The following is a 17,273-nucleotide window of genomic DNA, read 5'->3' on the forward strand; positions in this document are numbered from 1 at the left end:
ATGACGAAGATTCCGTCATCGGCTCGTTTTGCGCTAAATCTGCTGAGCCATGCTCAGCAGACGCCACACAAAGCGGCGCTGATTTGTGCTGAGCAACAATGGGATTATGCTCAGCTCGCGGCTCGTGCCTGCCAGATAGCCAATGCGTTGTGTGCTTTGGGTCTAACTCAGGCGCCGGTGTTGCTCAATTTGCCAAAGCAGCCAGATACAGTGGCTGCCATCTATGCCTGCTGGCTCAGTGGCAACCATTACATTCCCATTGATTACAGCCAACCAGATGCCCGTGTTGAGCGGATCATCGCAGCGGCGAAGCCGGCACTGGTGATGGATCAGGACTGGCTGAGTACACTCGACAGCCTGGGCCATCTGAGCGACTATGAGCAAGACCTCGCGGCCTATATGTCACGGTTACGTCAGCATCGGGGCGTCACCATTGCCGCAATCCTCTACACCTCAGGTTCAACCGGCACACCCAAAGGCGTGCAGATAAGCCACGATATGCTGGATTTTTTCATTGACTGGGCCGTGCAAACCACCGCAGCTGACGGCGAAGATATATTTGCCAATCATGCCAGCTTTGCGTTTGATTTAAGCACCTTTGATCTTTTTGCTGCCGTGCGCACGGGCGCCTGTGTGTGGCTTATCACAGAGCAGGAACAAAAAGATCCACTGGCGCTGATCAAGGGAGTTAAAAAGCATCAGGTCAGTATCTGGTACAGCGTACCTTCGATCCTCTCAATGATGGTTCGCAGTGGTGAGCTCAATAGCAGCCATACGGCGTCATTAAAGCAAGTGATTTTTGCCGGGGAGCCCTATCCTGTCGCAGCATTACAACGTTTGGTCGGCTGCCTGAGCGCTGAAACCCAGTTACACAACTGGTATGGTCCGACCGAAACCAATGTCTGTGTCGCCTGGCAGGTTGATAAAACCCAACTGAGCCATCTTCGCCACCTGCCGATAGGTAAATTATTGCCTGAACTGGACGGCTGGCTGGAAGATGAGTCTGGCACACGCCTGCCTCTCTCACAGTGCCTTGGCCAAAGTGGAGAACTGCTGATTGGCGGTCGCTGCGTGACGCCTGGGTATGCCAATGTGGATTTGCCCCGTGCCACTGAGCTGCATCAACAGCACTGCCATGCGACCGGCGATCTGGTTGAGCTGACCGAAGACGGATTGGTTTATCTCGGTCGTATCGACGATATGGTTAAGCTCAACGGTTACCGGGTTGAACTCGGTGAAATAGAGTCATTGCTGCATCAACATGACGCCATCGAGCAGGCCGCGTTACACCTTGCTCTGGGCGAACAACAGCATAAACTGATTGCCGTGATCACCCTCAAAGAAGGTGCTGCAAAACCTTCTTTACTGGCGCTGAAACAGTTCTTACAACAACACCTGCCCGCTTATATGCTGCCACACAAAGTGGTGGTAGCAGCGCAACTACCACATAACGCCAACGGCAAAGTGGATCGTAAACGACTGGCGGAGTTGGTGCTATGAACAAAGACAAGACTTCTCCTTTAGCCATAGTCGGGATCGGCTGCGCGCTGCCTGAAGATATTAACTTTGCGGCTTTAAAGCAGCATGGCACGCTGAGCCCGAGTCAGTTTACTCACCCCTTTGGCTGGTCGGTCGCATCTGAGCCGCTCATAGGCGGACAGGTAAACACAGATGACTTTGATTACAAAAAGTTTTCTATTCCGCCACTCTTTCGCAAGGCCGTCAGTCGTGAGACCCGCATGGCGATGCTCGCAGCAGAAGAAGCACTAAGCCAGCTCACGCTCGATGAATCACTGCGCGATCATTGCGACCAGCTGTGTGCAACCCATATGGCAAGCGACTCAGCCTATCGCAATGCGACTAAGGTGACCGCGCTGCGCACTTTGGCTGAGCAACTGGGCAACCTGGATAATGCGCAAGCACGCATAGATGAGTACAAGCAAACACTGGCAAGCACTTTTGGCGCCACATCCCACGATCGGGTCGGTGAAATGGCTTCAACGATCCCGGCCCGGATAGCACATTTCGCGCACACTCGGGGAAAGTGTCAGACACTCGATGGCGGTGATTTAGGTGGACTGCGACTGCTTCAGGCAGCACAGGATAACTTTCGCTATCAGGACAGCCTGCTTGCTGTACTCACCAGCATTCAGTGCTTTCATCATCAGCCTCAGAGCGAAGTTCTGCATCAACAAGGGATCTCAATACAGCAGCCCTGGCTCGAAGGTGCGATAAGCCTGGTTGTCTGCCCGGTAGCATTGGCCCAACAACAAAACTGGCCAATACTCATGGAACTCAGCACTTTTGTTACCAGCGACTCGGAGCAACTGCAAGCAGGCTATTTTGCTGGTGCAAGTCAGGTGTTTTATCAGTTACTTGAGATGTATCTCAATGGTCAGACTGACTGCAGTGGTGCAGCGGCCCTTGGACAGAACTGGCAAATCTTTGCTGCAAGACAACACAATTTTGTCGCGGCCAGTGACGATCAGGTCGCGATCACAGATTATCGGCCCATTACCGCGCTGGGTAATGACAAAGACCGATTCTGGCAAACTCTGGCTGACGGGCAGGATGTATTACGCCCGCAGTCTGCACAACAGCTCAATGCACAGGCCTTTGTAAGGGAAACGCCGCAAAAACTCAGCACCTATATAGACAAAGCCATGAGTTTTGACAGTCATAGTCCGCTTGATGTCGCCCTGAGTAAGCCTATGATGCCCTCTAAGAAAACCCGCCTTGATGTCTCACAATTACAGCTGCTCAAAGGCGCTGAGTCCCTGACTCTGGGTGAATTTAAGCGACCTGCCGTGATCCTGGCCTGTAACCTGGCACTCAGCGCAGACCGGCAGTTAGGCGCTGGAGCACTGTGGGCACAACTCCCAAAAGCATCGCGCTATCTGCCACAACCTGATATGCCTGAAATTAATCGCTGGAGCTGGTACGGTGCGACAGGCTTGGGTGGCGCAAAGTTACTGGCACAACAGCTGGGGCTCCCTCACGCCGACTGCATCGCCGTCGAAGCTGCCTGTGCCAGTTCAATGGCCGCGCTGCATAACGCAGTAAGAGGACTACAGTCAGGGCGCTACGATGGCATAGTTGTGGGGGGCATTGAAACCGCCACACTGGAGCGGGATCTGGTGCTATGTGGCGCACAGATGATGCTCTCCACAACCCGTATTCGACCCTTTGCTAAAGGTGCCGATGGCTTTACCCCGGGTGATGGTGGTGGCCTGTTTGTGCTGCAGGCTAAATCCGAAACATCACACGCCATCGCCCACATAGACGCCATTTCCGGATCCTGCGACAGCCGCTCTATGACAGCGCCTGACCCTCAGGGCCAGGCACTGGCGATGTACAAGACTCTTCAGCTGGCGTCGGTTAATCCCGAGCAGGTGCAGTATCTCGAAACCCACGGCACAGGCACTACGCTGGGTGATCAGGCTGAACTGGAGTCACTCTGTGCTGCCTATAGCCGCGAGCACGACCAGCCGCTCTACCTGGGTTCAGGCAAGTACAACTTCGGTCACTGTTTTGCAGGAGCCGGTGCCATTAGCCTGGCAAAAATGCTGGCTGCGCTGGAGCAATGCTGTATGCCGCCTACTCCAATCCTGGGTGAACTCAATGATGCATTGCCATTTGACAGTATTCCGGCACAAGTCCCGCAAACAGCCTTGCCCTGGCCGGCACTGTCAAACCGACAACGGATAGGTGCAATTAACGCCTTTGGCACCGGTGGCATCAATTATCACCTGACTTTATTACATTCTCATTCACAGGAATCAGTATGAAACTCATCGTTCACAAAATTCGCCTTAAAGACATAAAACATCTGGGAGCCTTTCGCGACTGGGTAGAAACGACGGACTATAAAGCATGCGAAAAACTAGATTCAGTTAAAGCGTTCGCTGTTTTTGAAGCTTCCAGTCAGGCTGATGCAGCGTTTCACTTTGTTGAAACTATCTATCTGGAGTCCGAGCAAGCCTTTGAACAAGACATGACGACGCCTTTGTTTCAAAGCCTGGTTAGCCGCTTTGATGAAATGGCTGAAGTGGTTGAAGAATTCAAAGGTGATCGGATTGCACAAGGCTATCAGCAGTGATCTCCCCGCACACCAGTGCACCAGTGGGAGAGGCCTGCGTCTCACCCACTGTGTATATCGGTCGCAGCGTCGATAATGCGATACGCTCTGTACCACGCCTGGCTCAGGGACTGGTAGTCAAACAACTGAGCAGAACTCTGGCAACTTTGGCCTTAGAACGGGCCAGTCCCACCTCTTTAATCCGGCTTGCTCACACTACAAACGGTCAGCCATATGGTGAGCCAGGAAAGGGTCAACCTAAGGTGCCTTTGTCCATCAGTCATAGCGGTCCCTGGGCTGCTGTTGCGTGTGCAGCACACCCTGTAGGTATCGACCTTCAGGTTTATCGAGGTTTCTCTGCCGGTGCTCAGCAACAAATCTTTTGTGATAAAGCCAAGCCAATAAGTTTGGTCGCGCAAACAGCTCGGTGGTCAGTGCGCGAAGCCTATCTAAAGTCCTTCGGCCGCGGCCTGCCTTTTGACTTACCTGACATCGCAATCCAAAAATACAACACCCGCGGAGCAACAGAATATGGCCGCGTTTATACCCACAGCGCCTCTCTGGCCCCCGCCAGCTACTGGCTCTGGCACACGCTGTATTTCTGCTGCGCAGTCTGTATTACAGGCGACTGGGACATCAACCCAACACTCTCTTTTCACATCGGGAAATGACAATGACACATACAGCATTTGAACAGACACTGACAGAAGCGGTGAAGCTGGCGAGGCTTGCGCCTTCATCGCACAACTGTCAGCCCTGGGCGATTCATTTTGACCCCGTCATACATTGCGGTTATCTGGCCATAGATAACCGCCGCAAACTCACCGGCCTGCCCTCATTAGAGCGAGAAATGCTACTCAGCTGCGGGATCTTTTTTTACATACTGGAAGCGCTGATCCGCAGCCGAGGCTACGAGCTGCACTGGCGCTGGTGTGATGAGCAAGAGCAACAAAAGCTGGCAGGCAACGACCGTGCGCTAATACGTTTTATGCCCGGGCCTGAACAAGACTATCAGAGCGATGCGTTTGCCAGCCTTTCTGAGCAGCTGCAACAGCGCCATACCGTACGCTCGCCCTATCTCAGGACCGCACTGAGCGAACAACAGCGCGACGAGCTAGTTGCCTTGCTGAAACCTTACCCGGTCTCCCTTGGGGTTTTTTATCAGCAGACCCACGGACAGGCACTGTCCAGACTGACTCAAACCTATGCAGGACAAGACTTTGCCAACAAGGCAGCCTGGCGTGAGACCTACAGCTATATTCGGTTTGACGAGCGTCGCCAATATGAAGATGGCTTTTATCTGCACAACCTGTTTGGTCCGGTTTCCGCCGGATTTAAGCACTTTTTTAAAATGGCTTTCCACCCCAGCCTTAACAGCCTGACTAAGTTGCTCCGCCTACCTGATAAAATGGCAAAAGGCCTGGCTGAATTAGTCGCTTGCGGGCCTCACTACCTGTCGCTGAATGTCAGTAAAGAAGGTGATGAAGCGATGTTTCGTGCCGGCATTGGCTTAGGCGCATTGTGGTTGAGGCTGCAACAATGGGGGTGGGCTATGCACCCAATTAGCGTACTGGTTCAACATGACAATGCCAGGCAGGCGCTGGCAGAGTGTCTCAGTCAGGCAGAACTTCCGGTGTTTTTCGCGCGATTCGGAGAGCCAGAAATAACAGGAAGCCCAGCCCCAAGAAGGCATTGGCAAAGTATTCTGCTAAGTGATACCCAAAGCTTCACCGAACCCAAACCCACTCAGCGAGAGTAAAAGCACCGGTAAGAATAAAAAACAAACTATTGATTAGTTGTAAATTATAAGATAAAACAAAAAAGGTACACATTGAGATAATTTATACAATAAGGAAAATAAAATGAAGCTCATCAAAAAACAAATCAAAATGCTGTCTAAAGACGCGACTCGTTTACCGATGCTGATGACCGCAAATATTGCAGGTGGCATAGATACCCACGACGGAGGTAATGACAACGCAGGACAAACCATGCGCACCACAGCTATCGCCGCCGCAGATGCAATCAAAAATTCAGCTGAGAGCATTTGTACTGCTTAGCGACGAATGACCTGCCATGCGCTGCTTAAAAACAGGCTCCCCCTAATGGGAACTTACATTTGAAGCAATGTTCTTAATTCGCGGCAGTCTTGCTGCCGCAACTAACTAGGTAAAACCCCTCACCAATACTATTCCACTCATACCATTGACTGTCATTCGCATGCTGAAGCATAGATTCCCCCAGGCATAGCAATAAAAAATTTCTAGTTCCGGCGCTTTGTCCTGTCTTTTTTTATTAGGATCCCTACAATACCCGCCATAAGGAGACAGCATGCAGCAAAAAACCAGCAAACTATTGATTTTTATACTCGCTCTACTGGTGGTGTTTTGTCCACTGGGGATCGATCTATACTTACCCGCATTCGTCAATATGCAACAAGACTTAGCCGTTAGCGAAGCACAGATCCAGCAAACCGTCGGGATTTATATGTTGGCCGTCGGTTTGGGACAGTTACTTGCCGGCCCCCTGGCCGACAAATATGGCAGACGCCCTGTCGCTTTATGCGGAATTATATTATTCGGCAGCGGCGCTTTATTGGCTACCTTACTGGATGAATGGCATTGGATCATGGTTGCCCGCGTGCTACAGGGTTTAGGTGCCTGTGCTACCTTCGTCAGTGCCTTTGCCATTGTTCGGGATAGTTTCGGGCATAAGGGCAGTGGCCAGATGATCACCTATCTCAACGGTATCGTCTGCTTCATTCCGGCCCTCGCTCCTATTTTGGGTGCCTGGCTGACCATAGAGTTTGGCTGGCGTAGTAATTTTACTTTTCTGAGCGGGTTTGCTGCCATCGGCCTCATTCTGGTGCTGGTGCTGTATCGGGAAACCAAACCTGACAGTACTGTATACTCAGGCCATCTGTTGGATTTACGTCGTTTCCGGCCTATGCTGGGTAGCCCTCAGTTTATGTTCAATGCATGTATTACTATGGCTGGTATGGCTGCTATGCTGGTGTTTGTAGTTGGTGCGCCCGGTTGGCTTATGACCGAGCTGAATCGACCCGTCGAAGAATTTACCATGTGGTTTACTATCAATGCTGCCATCAGCATTGCTGCCAGCTTTATCGCACCGCATTTTATCAAGCGTAACTCTCAGCAGGCACTGCGGTTTGGCCTGAGCTTATTTACACTCGGCGGTGTATTACTGCTGATGGCACCACAAAGCCAACCGCTTGCCTATCTGTTACCTATGTATCTTGCATCCGTGGGCTTTGCTTTTACACTTGGCGCCGCAGCAGGCAATGCCCTTGCTCCATTTGCCAATCAGGCAGGTACGGCATCGGCACTGATTGGGGTGATGCAAATGAGTGGTGCCGGTCTACTGGCCATGCTCAGCCAGCCACTGGCATTACCTGCACCGCAACAATTGGCTGTGCACCTGCTACTCGGGCTGCCTTTCCTGTGTCTGCTATTTAGCCGCTGCAAAGACAACCTGCATAGTCCGGCCTGATAACCCAAACACATCAATTGGTATCATTATCCTTTAAATGGGCACTGCACAGATAATGATACCGATTTTCATTTATTTTAAAGAATAAATATTCCGCATCTCCAGACTTCCCCTCATACTTTTTTATTCTAACTATTGAATAATTAATTCCCAAAAGTTCCATTCAAACAGAAAAATTCTTCTTTACGTTAGCGCAATATTACGTCTACCTTAATAAGCGTTAACCAGTGGTTAGCAATGTAACCAAGTTAAATAATTATAAATTGTGAGATAATAATAATGACATTCAACAAGTTTACGACTTCACTCCTACTTGCCGGCCTGTGTGCTGCCACCACCGCACAAGCAAACGACGACAGATTCATCATCCAGGTAGACAACAGTAAAAAAGGGGTCGTTAAAGCACTGGCCAAGAAAATGGGTGCAGAGCTACACATTGACGGTGATGGCTTCCTGGCTGCCACATTTAGCGGCAAAGCGCTCAGTGAAGTTAAGGGACTCCTTAATAATCCGCACATCAAACTAATTGAAGTCGACCAGAAGCGTCAACTGATGGGTTTGTATAACGACGATGCTGGCGACCCAATGCAGCAACAGGTTGCTCCTTACGCATATTATCAGTCGCAAGCCAACCAGGTGACCTTTGATGCCAACGCCGGTATGAAAGTCTGTGTCATCGACTCAGGTTTGGACATGTCCAACCCGGACTTCATCTGGGGCAACATCACGGGAGACAACGACTCGGGTACTGGTAACTGGTTCGAGCATGGCGGTCCGCATGGTACGCACGTAGCAGGCACAGTGGGAGCTGCGGACAATAACATAGGTGTGATTGGCATGGCACCTGGTGTAGACATGCACATTATTAAAGTATTCAATGCAGACGGCTGGGGTTATTCATCGGATCTGGCCCACGCAGCAAACCTGTGTAGTCAGGCAGGTGCCAACATCATCAGCATGAGCCTGGGCGGCGGCGGCGCGAACAGCACCGAAGAAAATGCCTTTGAAAGCTTTAATAATGCTGGTGGTCTGGTGGTTGCAGCCGCAGGTAATGACGGTAACAATGTACGCTCCTACCCAGCCGGTTACCCGTCAGTCATGATGGTCGGTGCGAATGATGCCGACAACAACATTGCTGACTTTTCTCAGTTTCCAAGCTGTCAAAGTGGCAAAGGCAAAAATGCCGGTGAAGATGAAACCATTTGTGTTGAAGTAACAGCCGGTGGCGTTGATACCTTGTCTACTTACCCGGCAGGCCTGGCAACATCGTCCAGCCTGAGCGTTGATGGCGCGACACTCGCTTCATCTGCGATGGAAAACAGCGGCAGCGTCTCTTCATCAGTTTACTTTATGGGTACGTCGGAAGCCACTGATGCCAACGCCAGCGGTAAAGTCTGTCTGATTGATCGGGGCAATATTTCTTTCCATGACAAAGTGGCCAACTGCGAAAATTCAGGCGGCGTTGGTGCCATCATTATCAATAATGAAGCGGGTATGCTATACGGCACACTGGGTGATACCAATACCACCAGTATCCCGGCAATTGGCGCAGCACTTGAAGACCGCACCGCTCTGCTGGCTGCCTCCACCGCAAACATTACAATTGGTACATCTGATTATGGCCTGATGAGTGGGACTTCAATGGCAACCCCAGCTGTGTCTGGTATTGCAGCCCTAGTTTGGTCAAACCACCCTGAGTGTACCGGCCAGGAAATCCGTGCCGCACTTAAAGCAACGGCACAAGATAGCGGTGCAGCGGGTAAAGATGTGTACTTTGGCTACGGTATTGTTAAAGCGGCAGACGCAAATGCTTACCTGACTACCAATGGCTGTGCAGGTGGCGGCAATAATGGCGACTTGCAGCTAACGGCCAATGGGTATAAGTCTAAGGGCAGTAAATATGTTGACCTGAACTGGCAGGGCGCCTCAACATCTCAGGTAGATATTTTCCGTAACGGTAGCAAGATTGTCACAACCAGCAACGATAATAGCTATACAGATAGCATCAGTGGTAAAGGTGGCGGTAGCTACACTTATCAGGTTTGTGAGCAAGGCAGCACATCGGCTTGTTCTGCAAGTCAGACTGTTGTGTTCTGATACTGAGCGACATAGCGGATGTTATGCTTCTGCGCAACTTCTCCGGTAATCGGGCGTTCGCGCATTAAGTTAGCTTAAGTATCCCCAACCAAATTTTTATGCGGGCATATGCCCGCATTTTTTATGGGCTTTTTATTTTAAGCTGGTTACACTAGGCGCAATCTTGTCTACCAGAGCACATCATGCTGAACCCAGAATTACTCGCCTCTTTTTTATTTGCCAGCTTTATCATTGCCATTGCTCCGGGCCCTTCAAATGCCTTTCTTATGGCTCAGACTTTTACCAATGGTAGGGCCGCAGGCATGCAAAGTGCCTTCGGCTTTGCCCTCGGCGGTGTGGTCCATACCCTGTTTGCTGTGATTGGCTTGTCAGCCATTCTCAAAGCATCAGAAACCGCCTATACCACAGTGCAATATTTAGGTGCTGCTTATCTTGCCTATCTGGGTATACGCACTTTTAAAGACACGCTCTCCAAGTCGAGTGACTGTGATGATGAAAAGCCCCATGTAAGTAATAAGAAACAGCAAAATGTCCTGTTTCAGGCAATGATGACCGAGATACTTAACCCTAAAGTGGCACTATTTTTTATTGCCTTTATTCCTCAGTTTGTTGACCAGAGCCTCACAACATCAACCACAGTGCAACTGGCCATGTTCGGTTTACTTTACCCGCTCCTAGCCTTTCCCCTTGATTGTGTGTATGTTTACAGCGGCGATAAAATCGCCGGTTATTTTCGCGCTCATCCCAGTGCGCCAATTTGGATAGACAGGATCTCTGCGTTTATCTTTGTCGCACTGGCAATTAACTTATTATTATGAGGTAAGTATGGACACCACGTCGCAGGTTATTCCGGCTAAAAAACGCATCGCATTGGTAGCACATGATGGTAAAAAACAAGCCATGGTGAGCTGGTGCCAGTCACACCTTGATAAGCTCGCTATGCATCAGCTGTATGCGACGGGAACGACCGGTAGCCTTATTGAAAAAACGTCAGGCCTGGCCGTCCATAAACTTCTGAGCGGCCCAATGGGTGGGGATCAACAGCTTGGTGCAAAGATTGCCGAAAATGAAATTCATATGCTGATTTTTTTCTGGGATCCCATGGCCTCACAGCCCCATGATCCTGATGTAAAAGCCCTGCTCAGGCTAGCGGCGGTGTGGAATATTCCGGTCGCCTGTAATGAAACTACCGCAGATATGTTGCTCTCCTCGATGATGATGACCACTCCGATAGAGCGCCAGTTACCTGACTACGAGCAGTATCTGTCAGAGCGACTGGAACGCTAATGTTTGTCGCAGCAAAGCAGAGGTCAGCCAGATTAACTATGACCCCTACAGGGCAGGCTGCGCAATGTTTACCGAACTATCGCGCAGCTTTTACACTCAGATAAGATATGACATTAAGCGTTTTGGTAAAGTCTATTCGCCCATTTAGTCAGGCCGGCTGTAACACTGCCAAAGTTGTCACCATTGACCATAGGTATATCACCCAGACGCTGCTGTAATGCCAGCTTTATGAGCGGAGATTGGGCACTTCCCCCGGTCAGGTAAATTACATCGGGCTGTGTTTTAGCTTCAACGATCGCCTGCTCTGCCAGCGCCGCGGCTTGTTCCAGACAGCTGGCCACCGATTCAGCCATTGTCTGCGCACTCACCTTGACATGCAACGCCTTGTCCAGAAAACCCAGCGGCACAGTATGTTGTTCCTGCTCCGATAAGGCAATTTTAGCCAACTCCCCCTCGCGTACAAACTGATGGGTCATTTTGTTCTTTTGTATCTTTAACAAACGGCGCAGCTTTTCAGGCTCGCATACATCTCTTAGCATGCCAGTCAGCTCTCGTTGCATCTGGTCGCTGTAGAAGTCACTTTGCATCTGAATGTCGTTAATTTTACACGCCTGCCAGAACAGAGGATTTGGCAAAGGTAACCCTGATGTGAACTGACCACCCAAGCCGCACACCGGCATAAGGGTATGAAAAGCGAGCGCAATATCAAGGTCATTACCTCCGATCCGCTTACCACTGTGCGCTAAAAAGTCGGCACTGCGGTCAGCTTTATCACGAAAGCTCGGACCCATTTGCACAAAGGAGCAATCACTGGTACCGCCCCCAATATCAACGACCAGTACTTTCTGATCCCGGGTCAGACGTGACTCGTAATCAATGCCAGCCGCCAGCGGCTCATACAGAAACTCCACGTCCTTAAAGCCTGCTCTCTTTGCGGCAACAGTCAGGATATCGATTGCCTGGCGATTGCTTTGCTCTCCACCAATTGCCTGGAAGTTCACAGGACGACCGATCACAGTATGGCTCAGGGAGTATCCCAGATGATGTTCCGCACGGCTTTTTATTTCCATAATCATAGCCGTCGCAATATCTTCAAAAAACGCAAGCTGTGCCGGTTTCAGGCCAACAGCGCCAAAGAAGGATTTAGGGGATTTCACAAAGTATCCTTCTTCCGGGAACGCTATATACTCATCGATTGCCTGCTGACCGACAAACAAGCCCTGCTCTGTCGGTTGTAAGTCCAGTTCCCGTCTCGCCATTGCTGCACTACTGAGCAGAGGCTTACGTGCGCTTTGGTAGTCAGTAGCAAGCGCAGAGCCTGCCAGTTTGTGCGCCACAAACTCACTCACCAGGCTGTTGTGCAAAGCGTAAAGTGTCGATGGCAGATAGTGTTTACCTTGCTCCAGCGGAACCAGTGTCACGTCACCCTCGCGCATCACGCCTATGGCGCAATTGGAACTACCGTAATCAAATCCGGCTATCATTTTTCACCTCACGACTATAAAAAAGGTCGCGAACTGTATCACAGCAAGGTGGCAAGTAAAAGCCTCAACCCATTGCGGCTAACCCTTACAGTGGCTGCCTTGTTCGCAGAAAGCGAGCAAATCGCGGTTTACCGAACTTGGTGACCCCCTGGAATCTATATGTCACAACACTCCCAATCGGGGGCGGGTTTCGTCGCTGTGCATCGGTAAACCCGCTGCCAATCTTAAATATCTTTCCCTGTGCTGTTTTCACCCTAATCGCCCCCATCATCCCCTGATACTTCCCTTTGCCTGGTAAATGGGCAATCACCTCAGCTTCAGCATCAAAATAGGGTTTATACTTCAGAATTGCCGATGTCCTTCCCTGCTGATGGAGTGCCTGACGCTCGTGCAGCATTACCCCTTCCCCACCACGCGCCAAAACCTGTGCAAAGAAATCATCGAGCTCAGCCTTAGTTGAAAAGTGATGCTGTATTACCGCACGAATATGCGGCTGTGCCAGCCGATTGATCAGCTGGCTATATACCTGATAGCGCTGCGTAAAGGGTGCCGTAATATCCGGTGCATCAAAGATCAGGTAATGAACCTGCCGCCAGTCCGATTCAGACGCCTTATGGCGGCGTACCACTGCACTGACAAATTCAAAGTTCTCATACCCCGCCCACAGCTCCCCGTCGAGCGTTGTATCTGGCAAAGCTGAAGTAAACCAATGCGGAGCATGGATCCGCTGGCCACTGCGTGTTAACAGTTGCCTGCCATTCCAGATGGCCCTGACACCGTCAAACTTTTCGCTCACCAGATAGTGCATGACCGGGCGTTGTGCCTGGTATACTTTGGCGAGTTGTACAGCATGTGTGGGATTACAATAGGCGGGCTGCAATTGGCACAGACAGGCCAGCAGCAACCACCCAAACAGTTTGGTGTGCATGCTACGCTCCTTGTAGTTTAACTATTCAATTCCGTTCACTATCAGAGCATAGCGCGGGATAACAGAAATGCCAGCAGCCAGCTTTAAGATATCGCGCAAAAAGACGACAGCAAAACTGCTACCTAATCTTGACCGATAAGGCGCTCAATTAAGGGCTGAGCCGACTGCAACGAGGTTTCCTGCCAGGCTGCACGTGAAAAATCCTGTTTAGCTGAATGCTGATTAGGGATCACCAGCACCTGAAGACCCGCAGTACAACCAGAGGTAAGTCCGGTTGTTGTATCCTCAATCGCGATGGCTTGCTCGGGTGAAACTTGTAATGACACCAAAGCTTGAATATAAGGTTCAGGGTGCGGTTTTGGATGTTTTACATCGTCTTTGGTAACAATACACTCAAAAAAGTGCAACAGGTCATAGTGTTCCAGTACAGGAATGGCCTCAGCTCGGGTGCTGCCAGTCACCAGCGCCAGTTTGCAATGTTGTGCCGTATAGCTCAGGATCTCTCGCGCATAGGGCATGAGCCTGGGCCTGATGGTGGCCGAGGTGTCGACAAACAGACGATTTTTTTCCTCACACAATGCCTGCGCCTCATGGGGCAACTGGTGCCGCGCGCGCAGTATCTGTGCCGTTTTCAGCGTAGGCACGCCAGAAAACTCATCACAAAAAGCCAGCTCGCTGTAAGTGATATCAAAAGGTGCCAGTACGCGCTGCCAGCTGTGATAATGGAGCGCTTCCGAATCCGCCAGCGTCCCATCAAAATCAAACAAGATTGCCTTTAAATTCATCATCGCTCCTTCATTATTGGTCTTACTCTGCTTTGGCAGGTGGCTCGGCGTGTGCAACATCACCTGTGTCTTTTTCTACCAGCTCGTAGCCGCGGGGTTTGCGGATTACTTTCAGTACCGGTTTATCGAATGCCGTTTGCAACCGAGTGAAATCGGCTTTCAGGTCATCAATGCTCTGGCCATAAGGTGATTCCCCCGTCTCCGACCAGTTGACCGCCTTACCATTTTCATTGTACTCAACCGCATGTACCTGATACTGCTCTGGCGCATCTTTGCTAGCTTCGCAATAGATAACGCGGTAATTCCAAAATGCGGACATCTTCTCTTCCTCTAAAATTCTGTCTAAACCAGCTGTACTTTACCAGTACTGGGACTGAGTTGCATGACAGTATTAATAAAAAACCCGTGAATGCCTGGCATCCACGGGTTTTCGCTTCAAATTGGCGTGAAATTAAAAGAATTTCACTTTGAACTCAGCACCCACAAAGCGCTCTTCGTTCAGCATACCTGTGTTGTTGTTGAAATCTACACCACCGATAACCACCTGCTCATCGAACAGGTTACGTACGAAGGCAGAAACTTCATAGTCGTTGTCGCCCGAGTTCCACGCATAGCCCGCGCGTACACCAGCTTCAAACAACGCTTCGCCTTTAAATTCAACCGACTCATACAAGAAGAAGTCGATTTCACTGCGGTAAGACAGGTCGGTGTATACAAAGAATTCACCGTCTTCCAGCTCTTTGGTATAACGCAAAGTCGCGTTTGAAATCCACTCTGGCGCGTGCGGCAGGCTATTGCCATCCAAAATCGCACGTGCTTCTGGACCATTTGGTCCTTCAACCATGTAAGTAGGATCAGTCACTGTACACTGAGCACATACGGCTACTGCCAGCGAATCATCATCCAACTCAGTTTTGTTGTAGCTCAGATTAAAGGTTGCATTTAGCTCGTCCGTTAATACCCATTCAGTATCCAGCTCAAAACCATAACCTGTGGTTTTATCTGCATTGATCAGACGGTTAAAGTTAGAGCCGCCGCCTACTGCGGTCAATTGCTGGTCATCCATCTGGAAATAAAACACAGTTGCGTTCACACGACCCTGACCATCCAGTACGTCTGACTTCACACCGAATTCAATAGAGTTAGTAGTTTCTGACTCAGCTACAGTCACAACGTCACCGAACAGGATACGACCCTGAACACTTGGCGCACGGAAACCATTTGCCAAACGACCAAACAGGTTCACATCATCCGTCAGCTTGTAAGTTGCACTTAGATCCCAACTCACGTGACTGTCACTTGGATTTGCACGACCTTCCAGGAAATCAGGGGAACCGTTCCAAGGTGTTGGGTTGTCCGTTCTTTTTGCGTAGAAATCTTTTTCGTCGTCCGAGTAACGTAAGCCCAGAGTCACGTCCAGCTGCTCAGATACAGTGTAATCAAATGAACCAAACAGTGCCCATGCCGACGTCTCTTGCTCCTGGACCGCATAGCCGTTTTGCAGACCATAGTTGCCAGCGGCTTCATCGTATGTGCCTGTGTCGAAGCTAAAGCTCTCAATAGTCAGGTCTTCTTCAAACAGGAATAAACCAACCTGATAATTGAAGTCACCCGTGAAATTACTTGAAAGACGAAGTTCCTGCGTGTACTGGTCATGCTCAGGGATGGCATCCGCTGTTTCAGAAGAAAACGGAATGAAACCTGGACCCATTGTTGGGGCAAAGTTATTACCGTAACCACCATCAACGTCTGCACGTGAGTAAATTTCAGCACTTTCCCAACCACTAATAGAGGTGATGGTGTGCTCTTTCAGATCCCATTCAAGCTTCAGGCTCAGGCCTTGCGTGTCGACTTCTTGAGTAGAGCGAGATGCTGCATCATGGTATACCACATCGTTATCATACAATGGGTTAATGTTGTTCGAACCTTTCTCAATAAGGTTAGCACGGAACGCGATAGGACGGCCGTCCAGGTCACGAACGTGATAATTTAACAGGCCTGTGAAGTCGTCGCCTTCATACAAAAATTGTACACGTGCAGCCATTTCGTTGTAGCCACCCAGAGAATCTTCTTTTTCAAAGCCTGGCGCTTTCACATCGATATAGTCAGGCTTGTCCTGAACCAATACAGACACACGGGTAGAAAGTTTGTCTGTTAAACCAGTACCAGCAGCGCCTTCAAAATCAATTGAGCTGTTGCTGCCGTAAGAAACCGCGGCATAACCATCGAATTCCTGACTTGGTTTAACGCTGTCGAACTTAACCAGACCTGCTGGTGTGTTACGACCAAACAGCGTTCCCTGTGGACCACGCAATACTTCGATGCGGGCAATATCAAATACAGGGAAGCCTTTTAGAATGGGGTTTTCCTGAACCACTTCGTCAACCACCAAAGAAACGGGTTGAGAGGCGTTCAGATCGAAGTCGGTGTTACCCAGACCACGAACATAAAAGCGTGGGAATGTACGTCCGAATGAAGATTCAACCGACAGACTCGGGATCTTCGCATTCATAAAGCGGATATCCATACCAGCTGAGCTGTATGCATCCAGGTTGTCGCCTTGTAAAGCAGACACAGAAACTGGCACTTCTTGTGCGTTCTCAACACGCTTACGCGCGGTGATTTGGATCACTTCCAGTTGATTGCTTTTAGCTTGCGCTTCTTCTGCAAGCGTAGAGAATGAAGTACCTGCTACAGCAGAGAACAACGTCGCATTGATTAAAGTTGCTAACGTAGATCTTTTCATTGCTTTCATGTTGGGATTTAACCTTTTATATGCACTCTTGAGTTCAACGGTTTTAATTTGGGCGCCGTATCACAATGGCAGGTTCGCTCAATTTTACGCGCAAATGACGAGCAGCGCGGACCTCACTAGCGAGAGTGCAAAGCGACTATGTGAGGCTGAACGAGACGGCCATAATTATAGCAGCAAATTTTCAAATTGCTGCAATTATGCATATAAATTTTCCACATTTTTGTAAATATCGTGAAAGTTAGCTAAGAGTTAACAACTTTTCGCAACAAAAAGCCTCAAAATAAGGACATTTGTCCTTACCAAACCCTTACCTATATGGTGGCAGGAAACGGATTTACCGAATTGAAAT

At 49.9% G+C, this 17,273-nt stretch carries 15 protein-coding genes; 10 read left to right on the top strand and 5 right to left on the bottom strand.

The window, feature by feature from the left end:
• From CWB98_RS08675 to CWB98_RS08720, 10 genes are all read left to right on the top strand, one after another.
• Nucleotides 1-1,500 carry an AMP-binding protein gene (locus tag CWB98_RS08675; RefSeq protein ID WP_138544504.1) on the top strand — a complete coding sequence of 500 codons (1,500 nt, stop codon included), beginning with the start codon at nt 1-3 and terminating at the stop codon, nt 1,498-1,500.
• A complete protein-coding gene (locus CWB98_RS08680) occupies nt 1,497-3,788 on the top strand; it encodes a polyketide synthase (protein ID WP_138544505.1) in 2,292 nt (763 codons plus the stop codon). The genes CWB98_RS08675 and CWB98_RS08680 overlap by 4 nt, the downstream gene beginning before the upstream one ends.
• Nucleotides 3,785-4,099 (top strand): RedY, encoded by a 315-nt coding sequence (locus tag CWB98_RS08685; protein ID WP_054014167.1) that lies wholly within the window; start codon nt 3,785-3,787, stop codon nt 4,097-4,099. The genes CWB98_RS08680 and CWB98_RS08685 overlap by 4 nt, the downstream gene beginning before the upstream one ends.
• Complete coding sequence (locus CWB98_RS08690) at nt 4,096-4,749, top strand: 4'-phosphopantetheinyl transferase family protein (RefSeq protein WP_138544506.1); 654 nt, start codon at nt 4,096-4,098, stop codon at nt 4,747-4,749. Before CWB98_RS08685 ends, CWB98_RS08690 begins: the two co-directional genes overlap by 4 nt.
• A gap of 2 nt (nt 4,750-4,751) precedes the next feature.
• The gene (locus tag CWB98_RS08695) at nt 4,752-5,837 is read left to right on the top strand and encodes a prodigiosin biosynthesis protein PigM (RefSeq protein WP_138544507.1); all 1,086 of its coding nucleotides are present in this window, start codon (nt 4,752-4,754) and stop codon (nt 5,835-5,837) included.
• Nucleotides 5,838-5,940: 103 nt separating this feature from the next.
• Nucleotides 5,941-6,138, top strand: coding sequence for a hypothetical protein (locus CWB98_RS08700; RefSeq protein WP_138544508.1), 198 nt, complete (start codon nt 5,941-5,943; stop codon nt 6,136-6,138).
• Nucleotides 6,139-6,409: 271 nt separating this feature from the next.
• Complete coding sequence (locus CWB98_RS08705) at nt 6,410-7,588, top strand: multidrug effflux MFS transporter (protein ID WP_138544509.1); 1,179 nt, start codon at nt 6,410-6,412, stop codon at nt 7,586-7,588.
• A gap of 279 nt (nt 7,589-7,867) precedes the next feature.
• The gene (locus tag CWB98_RS08710) at nt 7,868-9,685 is read left to right on the top strand and encodes a S8 family serine peptidase (RefSeq protein WP_138544510.1); all 1,818 of its coding nucleotides are present in this window, start codon (nt 7,868-7,870) and stop codon (nt 9,683-9,685) included.
• A gap of 182 nt (nt 9,686-9,867) precedes the next feature.
• Nucleotides 9,868-10,503 (top strand): LysE family translocator, encoded by a 636-nt coding sequence (locus tag CWB98_RS08715; RefSeq protein ID WP_138544511.1) that lies wholly within the window; start codon nt 9,868-9,870, stop codon nt 10,501-10,503.
• A 7-nt stretch (nt 10,504-10,510) separates the two neighbouring features.
• Nucleotides 10,511-10,972: a methylglyoxal synthase gene (locus CWB98_RS08720; protein WP_138544512.1), complete on the top strand. Its 462-nt coding sequence runs from the start codon at nt 10,511-10,513 to the stop codon at nt 10,970-10,972.
• Nucleotides 10,973-11,085: 113 nt separating this feature from the next.
• Here CWB98_RS08720 and yegD read toward each other — a convergent pair whose 3' ends face one another.
• The 5 genes from yegD to CWB98_RS08745 all read right to left on the bottom strand — a co-directional run bounded on the left by yegD (nt 11,086) and on the right by CWB98_RS08745 (nt 16,924).
• Nucleotides 11,086-12,456, bottom strand: a complete 1,371-nt coding sequence (gene yegD / locus CWB98_RS08725; protein WP_138544513.1) for a molecular chaperone — start codon at nt 12,454-12,456, stop codon at nt 11,086-11,088.
• Between the two features lie 85 nt (nt 12,457-12,541).
• Nucleotides 12,542-13,384 carry a DNA ligase gene (locus tag CWB98_RS08730; RefSeq protein WP_138544514.1) on the bottom strand — a complete coding sequence of 281 codons (843 nt, stop codon included), beginning with the start codon at nt 13,382-13,384 and terminating at the stop codon, nt 12,542-12,544.
• Between the two features lie 122 nt (nt 13,385-13,506).
• Nucleotides 13,507-14,169, bottom strand: a complete 663-nt coding sequence (locus CWB98_RS08735) for an HAD family hydrolase (protein WP_138544515.1) — start codon at nt 14,167-14,169, stop codon at nt 13,507-13,509.
• A gap of 22 nt (nt 14,170-14,191) precedes the next feature.
• A complete protein-coding gene (locus CWB98_RS08740; RefSeq protein WP_054014179.1) occupies nt 14,192-14,488 on the bottom strand; it encodes a hypothetical protein in 297 nt (98 codons plus the stop codon).
• Between the two features lie 132 nt (nt 14,489-14,620).
• Nucleotides 14,621-16,924, bottom strand: coding sequence for a TonB-dependent receptor (locus CWB98_RS08745; protein WP_138544516.1), 2,304 nt, complete (start codon nt 16,922-16,924; stop codon nt 14,621-14,623).
• Nucleotides 16,925-17,273 lie beyond the last annotated feature (349 nt).

This window comes from Pseudoalteromonas rubra (genome assembly GCF_005887115.1).
GTDB lineage: Bacteria > Pseudomonadota > Gammaproteobacteria > Enterobacterales > Alteromonadaceae > Pseudoalteromonas > Pseudoalteromonas rubra_F.

What these genes read in the sequence shown, in the direction of transcription:
- CWB98_RS08675 (WP_138544504.1), top strand. Translation starts at nt 1, where the DNA reads ATGACGAAGATTCCGTCATCGGCTCGTTTTGCGCTAAATCTGCTGAGC.
- CWB98_RS08680 (WP_138544505.1), top strand. Translation starts at nt 1,497, where the DNA reads ATGAACAAAGACAAGACTTCTCCTTTAGCCATAGTCGGGATCGGCTGC.
- CWB98_RS08685 (WP_054014167.1), top strand. Translation starts at nt 3,785, where the DNA reads ATGAAACTCATCGTTCACAAAATTCGCCTTAAAGACATAAAACATCTG.
- CWB98_RS08695 (WP_138544507.1), top strand. Translation starts at nt 4,752, where the DNA reads ATGACACATACAGCATTTGAACAGACACTGACAGAAGCGGTGAAGCTG.
- CWB98_RS08700 (WP_138544508.1), top strand. Translation starts at nt 5,941, where the DNA reads ATGAAGCTCATCAAAAAACAAATCAAAATGCTGTCTAAAGACGCGACT.
- CWB98_RS08705 (WP_138544509.1), top strand. Translation starts at nt 6,410, where the DNA reads ATGCAGCAAAAAACCAGCAAACTATTGATTTTTATACTCGCTCTACTG.
- CWB98_RS08710 (WP_138544510.1), top strand. Translation starts at nt 7,868, where the DNA reads ATGACATTCAACAAGTTTACGACTTCACTCCTACTTGCCGGCCTGTGT.
- CWB98_RS08715 (WP_138544511.1), top strand. Translation starts at nt 9,868, where the DNA reads ATGCTGAACCCAGAATTACTCGCCTCTTTTTTATTTGCCAGCTTTATC.
- CWB98_RS08720 (WP_138544512.1), top strand. Translation starts at nt 10,511, where the DNA reads ATGGACACCACGTCGCAGGTTATTCCGGCTAAAAAACGCATCGCATTG.
- yegD (WP_138544513.1), bottom strand. Translation starts at nt 12,456, where the DNA reads ATGATAGCCGGATTTGATTACGGTAGTTCCAATTGCGCCATAGGCGTG.
- CWB98_RS08730 (WP_138544514.1), bottom strand. Translation starts at nt 13,384, where the DNA reads ATGCACACCAAACTGTTTGGGTGGTTGCTGCTGGCCTGTCTGTGCCAA.
- CWB98_RS08735 (WP_138544515.1), bottom strand. Translation starts at nt 14,169, where the DNA reads ATGAATTTAAAGGCAATCTTGTTTGATTTTGATGGGACGCTGGCGGAT.
- CWB98_RS08740 (WP_054014179.1), bottom strand. Translation starts at nt 14,488, where the DNA reads ATGTCCGCATTTTGGAATTACCGCGTTATCTATTGCGAAGCTAGCAAA.
- CWB98_RS08745 (WP_138544516.1), bottom strand. Translation starts at nt 16,924, where the DNA reads ATGAAAGCAATGAAAAGATCTACGTTAGCAACTTTAATCAATGCGACG.